Source organism: Arachidicoccus sp. BS20 (assembly GCF_001659705.1).
GTDB lineage: Bacteria > Bacteroidota > Bacteroidia > Chitinophagales > Chitinophagaceae > Arachidicoccus.
In genome coordinates this window covers 2,223,304-2,240,661 of the sequence record NZ_CP015971.1, presented here as the reverse complement: position 1 = coordinate 2,240,661, position 17,358 = coordinate 2,223,304, and the positions used below count along the sequence as shown (strand labels likewise).

The 17,358-nt window shown below is 42.0% G+C and carries 11 protein-coding genes; 10 read left to right on the top strand and 1 reads right to left on the bottom strand.

The window, feature by feature from the left end; all coding sequences use genetic code 11:
* Positions 1–114: 114 nt before the first annotated feature.
* From A9P82_RS10095 to A9P82_RS10085, 3 genes are all read left to right on the top strand, one after another.
* Complete coding sequence (locus A9P82_RS10095) at positions 115–1,470, top strand: MutS-related protein (protein ID WP_066207483.1); 1,356 nt, start codon at positions 115–117, stop codon at positions 1,468–1,470.
* Positions 1,471–1,523: 53 nt separating this feature from the next.
* Positions 1,524–2,867, top strand: a complete 1,344-nt coding sequence (locus A9P82_RS10090) for a MutS-related protein (protein WP_066207482.1) — start codon at positions 1,524–1,526, stop codon at positions 2,865–2,867.
* 282 nt (positions 2,868–3,149) lie between these two features.
* Positions 3,150–5,948, top strand: coding sequence for a M16 family metallopeptidase (locus A9P82_RS10085; protein ID WP_066209824.1), 2,799 nt, complete (start codon positions 3,150–3,152; stop codon positions 5,946–5,948).
* Between the two features lie 158 nt (positions 5,949–6,106).
* Here the strand turns inward: A9P82_RS10085 and A9P82_RS10080 are convergent, their stop codons facing one another.
* The gene (locus A9P82_RS10080) at positions 6,107–7,123 is read right to left on the bottom strand and encodes a nucleoid-associated protein (RefSeq protein ID WP_066207480.1); all 1,017 of its coding nucleotides are present in this window, start codon (positions 7,121–7,123) and stop codon (positions 6,107–6,109) included.
* A 232-nt stretch (positions 7,124–7,355) separates the two neighbouring features.
* On the opposite strand from A9P82_RS10080, the gene A9P82_RS10075 reads away from it, so the two are divergent.
* The 7 genes from A9P82_RS10075 to A9P82_RS10045 all read left to right on the top strand — a co-directional run bounded on the left by A9P82_RS10075 (position 7,356) and on the right by A9P82_RS10045 (position 17,330).
* Positions 7,356–8,075: an SDR family oxidoreductase gene (locus tag A9P82_RS10075; protein ID WP_066207478.1), complete on the top strand. Its 720-nt coding sequence runs from the start codon at positions 7,356–7,358 to the stop codon at positions 8,073–8,075.
* A gap of 56 nt (positions 8,076–8,131) precedes the next feature.
* Positions 8,132–9,049 (top strand): helix-turn-helix domain-containing protein, encoded by a 918-nt coding sequence (locus tag A9P82_RS10070; protein WP_066207476.1) that lies wholly within the window; start codon positions 8,132–8,134, stop codon positions 9,047–9,049.
* A 23-nt stretch (positions 9,050–9,072) separates the two neighbouring features.
* A complete protein-coding gene (locus tag A9P82_RS10065; protein ID WP_066207474.1) occupies positions 9,073–10,050 on the top strand; it encodes an amidohydrolase family protein in 978 nt (325 codons plus the stop codon).
* A 250-nt stretch (positions 10,051–10,300) separates the two neighbouring features.
* Positions 10,301–10,897 carry an RNA polymerase sigma factor gene (locus tag A9P82_RS10060; RefSeq protein ID WP_066207471.1) on the top strand — a complete coding sequence of 199 codons (597 nt, stop codon included), beginning with the start codon at positions 10,301–10,303 and terminating at the stop codon, positions 10,895–10,897.
* Between the two features lie 69 nt (positions 10,898–10,966).
* Entirely contained in the window at positions 10,967–12,145 is a 1,179-nt protein-coding gene (locus A9P82_RS10055) for a FecR family protein (RefSeq protein WP_066207470.1), read from the top strand.
* Between the two features lie 128 nt (positions 12,146–12,273).
* On the top strand, positions 12,274–15,525 hold the full coding sequence (locus tag A9P82_RS10050; protein WP_197492140.1) for a SusC/RagA family TonB-linked outer membrane protein: 3,252 nt from the start codon (positions 12,274–12,276) through the stop codon (positions 15,523–15,525).
* 20 nt (positions 15,526–15,545) lie between these two features.
* A complete protein-coding gene (locus A9P82_RS10045; RefSeq protein WP_066207466.1) occupies positions 15,546–17,330 on the top strand; it encodes a RagB/SusD family nutrient uptake outer membrane protein in 1,785 nt (594 codons plus the stop codon).
* The last annotated feature ends 28 nt before the right edge of the window (positions 17,331–17,358 follow it).

Sequence of the window (17,358 nt, the reverse complement as noted above, 5' to 3'; positions counted from 1 at the left end):
TTGTGAATGTAGGAATGTTCTACCTCAAGAGTTTTATAACAGCTTGATTTGAAGTAAAATAACATTTATAGATACTGCAATAAAATTCTTTGTTTTTAAAAAAATAGGACACTCATGTTTTTTACAGACAGTCAGACGTTAGTTGATTTAGGTATATTTGGAAAGGGCGGTGGTATTTTTGGTATGTATGACCGTTCTTTCACGCGTGGCGGTGGAGCGGTGCTGGAAGAATGGCTTCGTTATCCTTTGGATAATGCGGACAGCATCAACCGCCGCACGGGCATTATTCGGTACTTCGGGGCAGCGGGCACATCTTTTCCGTTTAACAGAGAGCTGTTCGATGGGGCGGAGCAGTACTTGTCGGAGCGTGACGAGCGCACGCGTCTGACGGCACAGCAGCAAAGCCTGGGGCAGAAGCTGTCCGGGTTGGTAGCGGCAGATACAGGCTATAAAACGATTGTTAAAGGCATCAGCTCGCTGACAAGGCTGCTGCAACAGCTGAACGCTTTTATACAGGGGGAAGCTGCCCTGCACAACAAGGATTATTCGGAAGAAAGAAAAAATATAGAAGCCCTCTTGTCGGAAGCAGCTTTTGTTCCGCTGTTATCGGAGAACACCCAAGGCAAGCTGCCGCAGGACAAGCTCGTTGCTTATGACAACATCCTTCGCTTCCGGCACTACAAGGAATCCAAAAGGCTGCTGCACTATATGTATTGTGTGGATGCTTACCTTTCCGTGGGTCAAACTGCCAAAGAACACGGGTGGAATTTTGCGGCAGCAAAATATGCAGAGGGCAATGCAACAAGCCTTCAGCTGAAAGACGTGAAACACCCTGCTGTAGCCAATGCCAAAGGCAACGATATCACGATAGACGAAGAGCATAATGTCGTCTTTCTCACAGGGGCGAACATGGCAGGCAAGAGCACGTTTATGAAAAGCGTGGGGATTGCTGTTTATCTGGCGCATTGCGGTTTCGCGGTAGCTGCAAAGGAAATGACGTTCACGCCGCTGGAAGGCATGTTCTCCACCATCAACCTGCCGGACAACCTCGGGATGGGCGCCAGCCATTTTTACGCAGAAGTACTGAGGGTAAAAAAAGTAGCACAGGAACTGCACGCCGGCAAAAGACTGTTCGTGTTGTTCGATGAACTGTTTAGGGGAACGAACGTGAAAGATGCCGGGGAAGCCACGGTAGCTGTAGTCGAAGGGTTCGCCAAAAAGACGGGCAGTTTGTTCATCATCTCCACGCATATCATTGAAGCCGGGGACATCTTACAACAACAAACGAATCATATCCAATACCAATACCTTCCCACGAAGATGGAGGGGCACAACCCCGTCTATACCTACAAGCTGGAAGAAGGCATCACGGCAGACCGCCACGGGATGGTCATCATCCGCAATGAAGGTATCATAGAGATGCTGGAAAAGAATGCCGCCGGGCAATTAACAATGGACAATCGACCGTAAACAATTATCCCTTATCCGCTTCAATTATTCATTACTCATTATTCATTTAGAAAATGTCTTTTATAACCGATAAGCAAACGACGGACGAGCTCAATCTTTTAGGCAGGTACCAGTCCGGTTCGGTGTATGCACTATTCAACCGGACACATACACCCGGCGGGGAACAATTGCTGGAAAAGCTGCTGAAAACGCCGCTGACGGACGAAGAGCAAATCAACCGGAGGGCAACCGTTTTCCGGTACTTTCAGCAAAGCGGCTACCGTTTTCCCTTAGAGCGGGAACAGGTAGAGCTGTTCTCCAACCGTTTAGACGGCGGCGGCAGTAAAACGACTGTCGGCAGTATGTTCTCCACGCTAAAGAAAAAGGCGTTATCGTCATTAGTGCATGACGAAGCGTACGGCTTACAGGCAAAAGGACTGACCGCAGCGGCAACGGTGCTGCAACTGCTATACGGTTTTCTCACAGAAGATATGAATATGCAGGACAATCCTTACGAAGAAAAGATAAGGGAAGTCCAAACCATTCTTACAGACAAAGACATCACGAAACTGCGGTTGCTTTCCGGGAAAAAGGGAGAAAAAGAAGGAGAAAAAAAAGAAGACCTTTCCGTAAAAGACACTGCTTATTTTGACCGGCTGCTGACGCACACAAAGCGGAAAGACATGGAAGTTGTTTTGCAGTTTATTTACGAGCTGGATGTCTTCATGGCGGTAGGGAGCGTAGCCGAAGATAGGAACTTTACGTATGCCGAAGCCAAACCAAAGGAAGGCAATGAACTAAAGGTAAAAGGGCTAAGGCATCCTGCATTAAAAAATGCTGTTGGAAACGACATAGCCTTCAACCGGGAACACAACCTTCTTTTTCTCACGGGAGCGAACATGGCAGGCAAAAGTACGCTGATGAAAAGCATCGGCATAAACCTTTATCTGGCGCACTGCGGTTTTCCGGTAGCAGCGGACGAGATGTGTTTTACGGTAAAAGACGGCTTGTTCAGTTCGATAAATGTGCCTGACAACATCAGTCTGGGTTACAGTCATTTTTATGCGGAAGTATTGCGGGTAAAGCAGGCAGCGGAATTGGTATCCCAAAAGAAGAACTTATTGGTAATGTTTGATGAGCTGTTCAAGGGTACGAATGTGAAGGATGCTTACGAAGGCACATTGGAAGTAACGAAAGCGTTTTCGAAATACCGGGATTGTTTATTCATCATTTCTACACACATCATCGAAGTAGGGGAAGCCCTACAAAACAACATGAATATTCAATTTGGTTACATGCCGACGGAGATGGAAGGCAGCACGCCGCGCTATCCGTACACATTAACCGAAGGTATCACGGAAGACCGTCAGGGTATGCTCATTATCCAAAATGAAGGAATCTTGGATATGTTGAAATAGGCATTAAACAATTGGGGCAGAAAGCCATATTAGCCGAAATAATTGTTAAAAACTTATTTTGACACAGGGGTAAACACTTTTTATTCGTCTTTATTATAAACAATGTGTAACTAACTAAGGATAATACAAATACCTGTACAGGCTTTTTGTGATGATATTGGCTTGGCAGGTTTCTTTTGCCTAAGAACTTAGGTACACCGGAAATACTCGCTTAAACGGGAAAAAATTTATTTAAAAAGAACAAGTGCAGTCTGCCTGCACATGGTACAAAAACAAGACAGAATGAAACTAAACAACAAATGGCTACTGACCGCTTTACTTTCAACGGCTGCCTGCGGATTGTATGCACAGCAGATTCCGTTGGATACTGCTATTCACACGGGAAAATTACCTAACGGACTTACTTACTATATCAGGCACAATGAAGAGCCGAAGAAACGGGTAGTGATGTACCTGGTAAATAAAGTTGGCTCTATATTAGAAGATAATGACCAGCAAGGTTTAGCGCATTTTATGGAGCACATGAACTTCAACGGTACAAAGCATTATCCCAAAAACGAATTGGAAGATTATCTTCAAAAAGCCGGTGTCCGTTTCGGTGCAGACCTTAACGCTTATACAAGTTACGACGAGACCGTATTTGAACTTCCTATTCCATTGGACGACCCGTCTATGCTGAATAAAGGCTTGGGCATTATCAGAGACTGGGCACAGGATGCTTTGCTGGACTCGACCGATATTGCGCAGGAGCGTGGCGTGGTGTTGGAAGAAGAAAGGCTGGGCTTGGGTGCAGGCGAAAGAATGCGCCGTCAATATATGCCGATACTGCTGAACAATTCGAGATATGCCGTGCGCACTCCTATTGGTTTACACAGTATTCTTACAACTTTTAAACCGGAACAAATCAGGCGTTTTCACAGCGACTGGTATCGTCCGGATTTGCAGGCGGTAATCGTGGTCGGAGATATAAATGTAAAGCAAGTGGAAGCTTACATTAAAGCGCATTTTAGCGATGAAAAAAATCCAAAGAACGAAAGAGTCCGCACACATTACAGCATTCCGCTTACTGGCGAAAATCGTTTTGTAGTTGTAACAGATAAAGAGCAACCGCAAACGGAGTTGAATCTTATTATCAAACACAAAGCCGGCAATATCAAAACCGAGGCGGACTATTTAGCAGCAATCAAGCGCGGACTGTTCGGTCAAATGTTGGGCGCGCGTTATGGCGAACAAAGCCTGAAACCGGATAAAACTTATTTGTCTGCAAGCGCCGGAATTTCCGGGTTGCTTGGCGGTTTGGATGCCTTTAGTTTTTCGGTGGTACCAAAACAAGGACAATTGGAAGCAGCCGTAAAGCAAGGCTGGACAATTGTAAAGCAGGTAGAAAAATACGGCTTTACGCAAGATGAATTGGACAGGGCAAAAAAGAATTATCTCAGCGGCATGGAAGCCTCGCTAAAAGAAGCAAGCAAAGTATCATCCCAAAATTATGTAAAAGCCTTACAATCTTTGTTTTTGCATGGCGAAGCGCAACCTTCTATTCAATGGGAATATGATTTTGTAAAATCGCATCTGGATGCTATCACCACACAAGAAGTGAACAGCGTAGCATCGGAATATATCAAAGATAATAATCGCGACATTTTGCTGATAGCGCCTGACTCGGCAAAAGCAAATCTACCGGACTCTGCAACGGTTACAGGCTGGTTCAGCAGTATAGAAAACGGTAACATTGCACCATACAAAGAAATCGCAACGGCGGCAAATGCTATGCTTTTGAAAACATTGCCCACTCCGGGAAAAGTTGTTAAGGAAGACAGTATTCCGAAGCTCGGTATCACGGAAATGACTTTGAGCAATGGCGTTAAAGTATTACTTAAACCTACCACTTACCAGAATGACGCCATCAGTTTTATGGGATTTGCGCCGGGAGGCACGTCGTTAAGCACATTGAGCAATTATGTATCTGCGGGTAATGCAACATCTATGTTGAGCAATATGGGCTTGGGTAATTACGACCCGATACAATTGTCAAGATTATTGACAGGAAAAATAGCGAGCGCAGGCACGTTTATCAGTGATAGAACTGAAGGTGCGCAAGGTTCATCTAACCAAAAAGATTTGGAAACAGCGCTGCAACTTTTATATCTGAAATTTACGCAGCCGCGTATGGATACGGCTATTTACCGTAACATCATCACAAGTGCCAAACAGAGTCTTGCGCATAAATATTCCAATCCTGCGAATATTTTCCGCGATACGGTCAGCTATTTCCTGAGTAACTATAATGAACGCAGCCGCCCGTTTACGGTGGACAGGATCGATGAATTGAATCTGGATACCGCATATAATTTCTATAAAGAACGCTTTGCAGATGCCTCGGCTTTCACATTTGTTTTTGTAGGTAATTTTAATGTGGACAGCATTCGTCCGTTGTTGGAAACTTATCTCGGCAGCTTGCCCGCTACACACGCAAATGCAGCGGCAAAGGATTTAGGTATTCGTCCGCCAGAAGGCAGACTCACAAAAATAGTGAGAGCCGGAACGGAAGATAAAGCGAGCGTAGAAATATTGCTGACTGGCAAGTATCAATACAGCGCTGTGAATAACTTATTGTTATACACTGCCGGCGAGGTATTGGAATTAAAACTGCTTCGCGACATCCGCGAAAAAGAAGCGGAAGTGTATTCTCCTTCGGTAAAGACCAATGAAGCCAAAGAGCCGGAACAGCGTTATTCACTGGCAGTTTCTTTCGGCTGTGCTCCCAAAAATGTGGACCATTTGGTAGCTATGGTCGAACAGGAAATTGATTCCATGAAAAACAACATTTCCGACGAAGATGTGCAGAAAGTAAAACTTGCTTATCAAAAACAAATGGAACAGGCTATGGAGACCAACGGTTTCTGGCTGAGCTATATTGTCGGAAAAGAACAAGTGCATGAAAACCTGAATGATATTTTCGACAGACAGAAAAACCTGGATGCCGTAACGCCGGAAACAGTTCGGAATTGGGTTAAAGAACATCTGACCGGTAAGAATTTTATATCACTGGAATTATTGCCGCAGGAAGATGTGAAATAACAAACACGTTTAATGATTTTTTCTCATGTACTTTTTAAGTACTACAGCCTGCTTTTCTAAGCGGGCTGTTTATTTTGAGAAAATCAAAATGCTTTTGGACGAGATATTGGTTTGGATAAAATTTCTTTCAGGAATATAAGGCTTGAATGCCGGAAGAATTAAGACTCCGTCTCATAATAAATCTTGTAAAATTTTCTTCCTTTTTCGTCTATGCCATGCTCAATCAATTCGCGGTTGCCGTGAACATAAATATGGAAATTTTTGTCCAGCTTAATCACGCTTTTGTAAGAACGGTTTTGCCGTTTTACGGCAGCGTCTGAAATAGTAAAATTGTCGGCGATTTCAATATCGCGCTCTTTTTCATATTCTTCTTTGTATTTATCAAAACTGTTGATATATTCAGGATATTGAAGTACCTCGTTTTTAAATTCGTCCAGTTCAAAATTATCTTTTTCTTTAAAAAATTTCATGGAACGGTTCAGGAAATCTGCCTGGTCGGCGCGCGTTACACTATATTCTTCCGGCAATTGTTTTACAATATAATCTTTGTATAACGACATTGTATTTTCCGTATTATAATATTTATCCTGCCGTTGCCGCAGATGCAAAAAATTATCCGTCCAATACTGTGCTTCTGCACCTTTATTGGTATTGTCCACAACGGATACGATATAACCGTTTTCTTTTTCGGTATTGAAGATGATGCAACCTTTGTCCAGCTTGTTGATATTAATGCCCTGCTCGCTTTCTATTTCAAAGCCTTCGTCTTTGGGAAATACTTTTAAGAAAGTGTCTTTATTTTCCGATTTGAATAATCCGACGGCATCCATTCTGTCTCCGCTCAATGCTGCATCTTTAAAATACGCTACATAGAACTCGCCGCCTTTTATTTTGGGATGCGTGCTTTGATTATATAAATGTTTTGCAAGGTTTATCGATTGTTCATGGAGCGCTGCAACATTATCAAAGATTGCGGAAACATACGCATATACTTCGTTTAACGCTAAGTCCGCATCGTGGTGTAATTGATAATATTCTTCGGATTTAAAAGAAGAAAGAAAATAAGTTGTAAGCAATTCAGAAAGTTCCTGGTTAACCGCAATCTCCGAACCGGACAAAGAAAGCGTTTCTGTTTCTTTATTGCCAACTTTATGAATGGATAAATTGAGTTCCAATGTTTAAATTTTAAAATATAAAATCGTATTGAATGCCTCAAAAATAGTGAAATTCATTTCTCCAAACCTTGTCTTGCAGATTAGTTATCAGAAAATCGCGTATTGGAAATTCTTTCATTTATGGATAAAACAGTTCGGGTAATTGTATTCTTTTTGGCTACAACAACCTGTCTTTCGGCTACAATTGTTTTTCGTTTAGTGAGGAACTTTGCACCAACAAAAACAATTAAAAATGAAAACAGTATTTATAACAGGTGCCAATCAGGGAATCGGTTTTGAAACTGCCAAGCAATTAGCAGAACTTGGCTATTATATCTATCTCGGAAGTCGAGATGAATCCAAAGGAATTGAAGCAACAGAGCAATTAAAAGCATCGGGATTGAACAATGTGGAATGTATAGAAATAGATGTAACGGATATTGTATCCATAAAATCTGCAAGAAAAGAATTGGGAAATAAAACGCCGCATTTAGATGTGTTGATAAATAATGCAGGCATTGCAGGCAAACAACCTCAGAATATTTCCACTGTTGATATGGAAAATCTGCGGACAGTTTTTGAAACCAATTTTTTCGGTGCAATACAAACAACACAGCAATTTATCGACTTATTGAAAAAATCGGACGAACCACGAATTATAAATGTTTCAAGTCCGTTAGGCTCGCTGTCGTTTCAAAGCAATTCGCAAAATCCTAATCACAGAATTTACGATGTGTACAGTTGTTCAAAAACGGCATTGAATGCTTTTACCGTATTGCTTGCAAGGGAGTTTCAGGATACAAATTTTAGAATTATCAGCATTGAACCGGGCTACACGGCAACCAATCTCAATCAGCATCAAGGAACGCAAACTGCAGCACAAGGTGCAAGCATCATTGTAAAATTTGCCACCTTAGCAGATGTGCCGACGGGAAAGTTTTTCGACAGGAACGGCGATGAACTGGCTTGGTAAAACAAACGCTGTGGGATTAGACTATTCATCAAAAAAACAATTTCTACTTTTGTATTATGGAACAACGGCAAACGATAAGGATAAAAACCATCAGCGAATTTCATCAGTCGCGCGGATTGCCTGCGCCGGAGCATCCGCTGATTAGCGTGATAGATTATTCAAAAATCGAACGCCCTGCCGATATTGGCGAAACAAATTGGATGTTTGATTTTTACCAGATTGCCGTAAAGCGCGGAACACCGAAGATGAAATACGGACAGCAGGAATATGATTTTGATGAAGGCGTAATGTTTTTTATTTCGCCGAACCAGATTTTCGGAATAGAACCCGATGCAAATACAAAAGTTAAACGTTCAGGCTGGATGTTATTAATTCATCGGGATTTTTTGTGGAACACATCCTTAGCGAAAACCATTAAGCAATACGAATACTTTGATTATTCCGTAAACGAAGCTTTGTTCCTTTCGGAAAAAGAAGAAGAAACCCTCAATTGCATTATTCAAAATATCCGGCAGGAATATCATTCCAATATCGATAAGTTCAGCAAGCAAATTATTATTTCTCAAATAGAAACTTTGCTGAACTATTCCGAGCGGTTTTATAACCGGCAATTCATTACCCGCGAAAAATCCAGTCACAAAATATTAGAACGATTGGAAGAAATATTGAATGATTATTTTAAAAATGATGATGTTGCAATCAAAGGATTGCCAAGCGTTCAATTCATCGCCGGCGAACTGAATGTATCGCCTAAATATTTAAGCAGTCTATTAAAGGTGTTGACAGGACAAAATACGCAACAACACATTCACGAAAAACTGATTGAAAAAGCCAAAGAGAAACTTTCAACAACCGATTTGTCTGTGAGCGAAATTGCTTATGAGTTAGGCTTTGAACATCCGCAAAGTTTCAGCAAATTGTTTAAGACAAAGACAAGGCAAAGTCCGTTAAAGTTTCGGGCGAGCTTTAATTGAGAAACAATAAATAAAATTGTCAAATGAAATTAATCGCAATAGAAGAACATTTTCTTACAAAAGCCGTCCGCAATGAATGGCAAAAATATGCCGATAAAGACGACCCTACACAAAATCTTCATCTTGGCGAAATCGAAAATCGCTTAGATGACATTGGCGATACACGCCTGAAACTGATGGACGAAACGGGCATTGATGTGCAAGTACTTTCGCTCACAAGTCCGAGCCTGCACAATCTGGGAAATGAAAGCGTTGCGCTTGCGCAACAAACCAATGACTATGTTGCAGAGATTATTAAAAAACATCCGGAAAGGTTTCAGGGATTTGCCGCGTTGCCCATGCCTGTGCCGAAAGAAGCGGCGAAAGAATTGGAACGTTCCGTAAAAAATCTTGGCTTAAAAGGCGCAATGCTTTGCGGTCGCACACGCGAAAAAAATTTAGACCACAAAGATTTTTGGGAATTGTTTGAATGTGCGGAAACGCTTGGCGTTCCTTTGTTTATTCATCCGCAAATTCCGCAAAAAGCCGTAAGAGATATTTACTATTCCGGCTTTGACGATGACACAAATCTTGCTTTTTCCACTTACGGATTAGGTTGGCATTACGAAGCCGGAATACAATTTGTTCGCATGGTATTGGCAAAAGTTTTCGACCGTTTTCCCAATCTTCAAATCATTCTCGGACATTGGGGCGAAGTGATTTTATTTTATGCTGAAAGACTGGCTTCGCTGGGAAGAGCTGCAAAACTTGATAAACAGTTCATAGATTATGTTCGCCAAAATTTGTATGTAACCGCAAGCGGAATGTTCAGCCAAAATTATTTACAACGTTCCGTTGAGATTATTGGCGCGGACAGAATTCTTTTTTCTTCGGATTATCCTTATCAATACCGTGCAGGAAGGGATGCGCGCAATTTTCTGGAAGCAACAAATTTGAATAGTGATGATAAAGAAAAATTTGCTTTTGCAAATTGGGAACGATTGACTTCAACGACCTTTTAGCACATACTGCATGCATCTGGTAAATTGCACGTTTTACTGCTATATTGAGCTTTCTAATTAGTCATAAATTTCGGCGTAGCGATAAAGTTGAAATTTCCAAGACCCGATCTGCTGTTGAAATAACAATTCTCGCTAATAAATAACATTAATATAATCAATACACAATGCAGAAATAATATTTTCTTAATCATTAACATTGAAGTAACCTTTTCTCTTGAGTCTATTTTTGCCGGCAAAATGATGATATTCCATGAGTATATTCTCTAACCGGGAGCTTATTGAGAAGTTGAAGAAGAATGATGAAGCCGTTTTTGCTTATCTGTATAAGAAATATCACAATGCGGTTTATGCTAATATCCGCAAATTGGTAAATGATGAAACCAATGCAGAAGATATTTTACAGGATGTGTTTCTGCTACTGTGGTCGCGCCGGGAAAAGCTTACTTCGGAACAGGAAATAGGCGGCTGGCTGTTTTCGGCGAGCTATTATAAGTCATTGGAGTTTTTGAAAAAGTCTATTAAGCAAAGCCTTGCTGTTTTTGATGAAGCTAAGCACGATATGATTCCGGTTGAAGAAGGAACTTCAGAAGCTGCTTATGAAGAAAAACTAACCATACTTAATGCAGGCATAGAACTGCTTTCTCCGCAAAAGAAGTCGGCATTCACATTGTGCCGTATCTACGGCAAATCTTATGAAGAAGCTGCTGACCAAATGGGCGTATCTGCCGAAACAGTACGCGGTTACGTGAAAGATTCTGCCAAGTTTCTCAAACATTATGTACTGAAGGAATCCACATCTCTTTCAATATTCGCCATTTTTCTTTTTGCGAGATTTCTCGGCGTTTAAGTTTGGTAACAATTCGTTAATGGTAATCTCCACCCCCTTTTTTAAACAATCGGTCATTTTATAGTGTAAATGGAAAAAAATTGGTTTCTTCTTGAGAAATACAGAAAAGGTATTGCTACGGCAAGCGAAAAAGCGTTTTTGTTAGAAGCCTTGTCTGTTGACGAAAGTGAACTTCGCGCATGGTTGCAGAAAGAATTTGATGCGAGCGTGGAGCGCGATATAAAAGTGTTGAACGACGAGAAATCGAAAGAAATTTTTGAAAAAATTTTTGCAAGAAAGTCCGCGCAGGATAAATCTAATGACGAAAAAAAAATTGACTCCTTCCGAAGGAGAAAATTGTTGTATGGCTGGGCGGCTGCTGCGTGCGTAGTATTTGGATTGCTGTTGGGCATTGATGTGTGGACGTCCCACAAAGAAGCGCATATTACAAAGCAAACCGTTGCCAAAATCTTGCCTACTGATAAGCAATTGCCGGCTATAAAAAATATTGTGAATACGACAAATGCGATAATAAAAAGCCGCTTAGAAGACGGGACAGAAGTTGCATTATCGCCGAAAAGTTCTCTTACATACGAGCCGTTTGCCGGCAAAGCGGTAAGGGCAGTAGCGCTGAACGGGAAAGCGACATTCAAAGTTAAGCATGACGAAGCGCACCCGTTTTCGGTTACGGCAAACGGGATTGTGGTTACCGATTTGGGTACAGTCTTTTCCGTCAATTCATTCAACAATAAGGTTTATGTAAAATTGTTCAAAGGAAAAGTAATGATACACGCATCCGATTCGATTTTATCCATGAAAGATGCTTATCTGAAACCGGGAGAACAGTTTAAATTTTCGGCTGCCGACGGAACGTATGCGCTGTCCGTATTTGAAAGAAAAAATAAAAATATTGCATTACCCAAGCCGAAAACAGATTCTGTACAAGCCGAGCCGGTTACATTTTATACCGACAGTTTGAACAGGTTGGTTTTTGACAAAACGCCGTTGCACAGCGTGTTTGATGAGATAAGCAAAAGATATAAAGTGCAAATCGGTTACGATGCAAAAACAGTTGCTAAAATGTCGTTCACAGGGCTGGTAAGTCCCACGGATTCTCTGCCGGTTATACTTGAAATAATATGTAATACAAATGACTTGCGCGCAGAACAAAATGAAGGAAAATATTTTATAGAACGGCAAACCGTAACGCCGTCGCCTGCTGCTCTTCCTCCCGGAGAAAGCGCAGACAGTTTAAGCAACAGGGAATAAACATCTTTGTTTGCTACAGAAGCATTACGAAATAATTATTCACATAATACAATATAAAAAAAAACTGCCTCAAAAGGCAGGTGGGAAATTTTTGTCCATAAACTAAAGCAAATTATATGCATCACAAATTGAAACATTCATTTCTCCTGATTATGCTTCTTGTTGCAGGCATTGCTGTTCTCCGGGCGCAGCAACGCGAAGCAATTGTAAAAGGGGTGGTTACAGATGAGTCCGGAAAATTTTTAACAGGCGTCAATGTTGCCATACAGGAAACCTCCGGTGGCACTGTGCATCATGCACTTACCGGTTCGGGCGGCGAATTTACCGTCGATAATTTATTGGCAGGTCATAAGTACAATTTCCGTTTTAGCTATACGGGATATGAAGATTACAAAATGGAAGCTTACACCATAAGCGCCGATAACAATAATAGCTTACTGGTAAGAATGCAGCCTGCGGAAAAAACGCTGGAAGATTTGGTAATTGTAGGGTACGGTACGCAAAAGAAAATTAATCTTACAGGTGCGGTAACGCAAGTGAGCGGAGCCGTACTGGAAAATAAATCGCTGCCCAACGTTACACAAGGCTTGCAAGGGATGATTCCTAACCTGAACCTGATAATGGGCGATGGTAAACCTATCCAGTCGCCGGTGTATAATGTACGCGGAAACCCATCCATTGGTCAGGGAGGTAACGCTTTGGTATTGATTGACGGTGTGCAGGGCGACCCAAGCCTTTTGAATCCAAATGATATAGCTTCCGTTACCGTATTGAAAGATGCCTCTTCTGCCGCAGTTTACGGAGCGCGTGCCGCATACGGCGTGGTATTGATTACGACCAAATCGCCGAAAAAAGGCTCTACATCCATTACTTATTCTTCGGACTATGCATCTAAAAGCCCAACTGTTGTACCAGATATTGTGAGCAATGGTTATCAGTATGCGTTAATGTTTGATTCGGCATGGTCGTCGTGGAACAACGGACAGATACCGCAGAATATCAACAAAACGCAGCCGTTTTCCATGGCTTATCTGGCAGCATTAAAGCAGCATAATGACGATCCGAGCCTGCCGCAAGTAGAAGTTGATCCCACTACGGGAAACTATGTTTATTATGGCAATACCAACTGGTACGATTTGTTGTACAAAAAAAGTTTGTTAGCGCTTAGCCAGAATTTGTCTGTTTCCGGAAGTACGGATAAAGCAAGTTATTATATAAGCGGAAGGTATTACAATCAAAACGGGCTTTTCCGTTACAATTCCGACGATTATAATATGTACAACCTCACGGCAAAAGGCTCGGTACAGGCTACGCCCTGGTTGTTGATTACTAATAGTACATGGTTCGACAGCAGGTTCTATCACAACCCTTTGAATGTAGGCGAAGGCGGTGGCATCTGGCGCAATATGGCAGACAACTCACAGCCGAGCTCCGTAATGTTCAATCCTGATGGAACGCTTACTGCATCAGCAGCGTATGGTGTGGGAGATTTTTGGTATGGAAAAAATGGTATTGATATGAGAACGCAGGAAATCAAAAATACATCTGCATTTTCAGCGACATTTTTAAACGACCATTTTCATGTTAAAGGCGATTTGACGTTCCAGAATTTGCGTTTAAATCAGGACCAGATAAGGGTTCAGTTGCCTTATAGCCTTGCGCCGGGAGTAATAAATTATTTAGGTACGAGCTATAATGATATTTCCGCAACGCGGCAAACGACCAATTATCTCGCAACCAACCTGTATGCCGATTATGACCACACTTTTGGTAAAGACCATTATTTCAAAGCCTTGATTGGTTATAACTATGAACAATCTGTTTACAATAATATTTCTGTTACCAGAAACGGGTTGGTTTATGGGGATGCAAAAGACTTGAGTCTTGCCACGGGAGATAAAATATCTACTTCAGGCGGATATGAAAAATGGGCAATTTTAGGCGGCTTTGGAAGACTTAATTATGCGTTCAGAGATAAATATTTATTGGAACTTGATGCCCGTTACGATGGCTCGTCTAAATTTCCGCACGACCAGACATATGGTTTCTTCCCGTCCGCATCTGCGGGCTGGGTGGTGTCGAAAGAATCATTTTGGCACGTGTCTCCAAAGTTTATTTCCAATTTAAAAATCAGAGGTTCTTACGGTTCTTTGGGTAACGGTAATATTTCTTCTTACCAGTACGAAGAACTGTTCAATATATCAAAATCGGGTCGTGTGCTTAACGGAATCCAGCCGCAATATACGAGTGTACCGGGCTTGATTCCGGATGGATTAACATGGGAAACAGCCACGACTGCCGATTTGGGATTAGACCTTACCATGCTGTCCAACCGGCTTGATTTTACGGGCGATATTTATCGCCGTAAAACAACAAATATGTATGTACTTGGACCTACGTTACCTGCCGTGTTAGGTACAAGTTCGCCGAAAGGAAACTTTGCCGATATGCGTACTGATGGCTGGGAAGCCAACATCAGTTGGAAAGACCAATTTCGCCTTGCGGGCAAGCTATTCCATTACAACATCGGCTTTTGGATGTCGGATTACATATCAACAATCACAAAATATGTGGGTAATTCTTCAGGACTGTTGAGCGATTATTATCCCGGCGAAAAATTGGGCGAAATATGGGGTTATGTCAATGACGGATATTGGACGGCAGATAACGTATCTCAGGCTAAAGCGTTCCAGCCTTTGGTAAAATCTACCAACAATGGTACATGGTTGCCGGGCGATATCAGGTTTAAAGATTTAAACGGCGATGGTGTTATCAATAGTGGGACAAATACCATTGGCGACCCGGGCGACAGAAAGATAATCGGGAATACTACGCCGAGATATCAATTCGGTTTTAACCTCGGCGGCGATTGGGACAACTTCTTTATCAGCGCTTTCTTTCAAGGCGTGTTGAAGCAAGACTGGTACCCGGGTTCAGAAGCAGATGCCTTTTGGGGGCAATACAACAGACCTTACAATTACCTGATGAAATCTCAATTGGGCAATATATGGTCGCCTACCAATACCAATGCTTATTTCCCAAGATACAGTGGTTATGTGGCACAAAATGGAAGCGGGGAGCTGGCTGTAAATCAAACAAAATACCTGCAAAATGTTCGCTACATCCGGTTGAAAAATATACAGCTTGGATATAATTTCCCTAAAAGCTTTTTCAAAAAAATTCCTATCAGCAATGCACGTCTGTATGTTTCCGGCGACAACCTGTGGACGGCGTCGCCTTTGTACAAGCATACCAAAGCGCTGGATGTAGAAAACATTGGTAAATCTGATGTGGTACTTACAGGAAATTCTAACAATGGTAACGGCAACAACTATCCTATACTCAAAAGTTATACGGTAGGTGTACTGGTTAATTTTTAAAATAAAATTTATTAATAGTTATGATACAGATTAAAACAAATCGAAGCATTGTTGTTCTTTCCCTGGCAATTCTGCTATTTGGCGCCTGCACCAAAGAATTAAATCAGGCTCCTGTAAGCAATGCCGATAAAACTGCCATTTTCGGCAGTCAGGATGGATTGCAGTTGTATGCCAATTCTTTTTACAATATTCTACCTGGCATATCCGATGTGTATAAAACAGACCCAAGCCTTTCCGATTACGGAGCCGTCCAGTCTGTACCTAATTTCATTGTACCCGGCGCTTACACTTCGGTACAGAGTAGCGGTTGGGATTGGGGAGATTTGAGAAACATCAATTATTTTATTGCTGGTTTGGCAACATCTCCGGTACCGGACGCGGTAAAAGAAAATTATATGGCGCTGGCAAAGTTTTTCAGGGCTTATTTCTATTATGCCAAAGTACAGCGTTTTGGCGATGTGCCCTGGTACAGCACGCCGTTGAGTATAAGCGATACAGCATTATTATACAAAGGAAGAGATTCCCGCGTGTTGATTATGGATTCTATTGTAGCGGATTTGGATTATGCTGCCCAACATATTGCTTCTAATAACGATAATACGCGCAGCACCATCAGTAAAGGCGTAATATTCGGGTTTAAGTCAAGAGTATGTTTGTTTGAAGGAACGTTCCGTAAATACCAAACTTCCTACAACCTGCAATCTACGGCAAATGATTATTTGAAAATGGCGGTAGATGCGGCAGATTCCGTTATCGAAAGTAAAGTGTATAGCCTTAATACTGTAGGTGACAGTTTGGCGTACCGGAATCTGTTTATAAGTGCAACGCCGGTAACAAGTGAAATAATGCTGGCAGATGTTTCCAGTACATCTCTTGCGGTCTATAACGATGCCAACTGGTATTATACAAGTGCTACGTACGGACCTCGTTTCAGTTTTATCAAAACATTTATCAATACCTATCTTAACCGTGACGGAACACCATTTACCGACAAACCGGGGTATGATACCATCACATTTGTAAATGAAACCAAAAACCGTGATTGGCGCTTGCAGCAGACCATTCGTACGCCGGGTTACAAAAGAGTAAACAGCAACGGAACTACGTCGCCTGCACCGCCTGTGTTTTCCAATACTTACACCGGTTATCAGCCAATCAAATGGTGCCTGGACGGTACAACTTATGACAATGGTGCAACAAATACGAACTCTATCAGCCTGATGCGTTATGCGGAAATATTGCTGAACTACGCCGAGGCAAAAGCTGAATTGGGTACTATTACAGATCAGGATTGGGCAATGACCATAGGTGCATTGAGAGCACGTGCAGGGATTACCGGCGGATTAACCTCACTGCCGACAACGGTAGATAAATATTTGCAAACACATTATTTCCCCGACATTACCAACCCGGTAATATTGGAAATACGACGCGAGCGCGGAATAGAACTCGCTTTGGAAGGACTTCGCTTTGCTGATTTGATAAGATGGAAAAGAGGCGACCTTTTGCTCAATACCTGGGATGGAATGTACGTGCCTAAAACAGGTGTGCGTATGGATTTGAACGGCGACGGCGTGAATGATGTATTATTCTATACACAGTCTTCTGATACGGTAGGTGTAAGAGATGTAACACTCATTAATGTTTCAAAAGACCCGCAAAAGCTTGACAAAGGTACTTACGGCAATTTGAACTGGCTGGATAATATTCAAAGAGAATGGGCGGATTACAAATATGTGTACCCGATTCCTTTTAGCGATTTGCAGCTCAATCCAAAACTTGGACAAAATCCGGATTGGAAATAAACTTCACATTGTTTATGTGCTTTTCCCA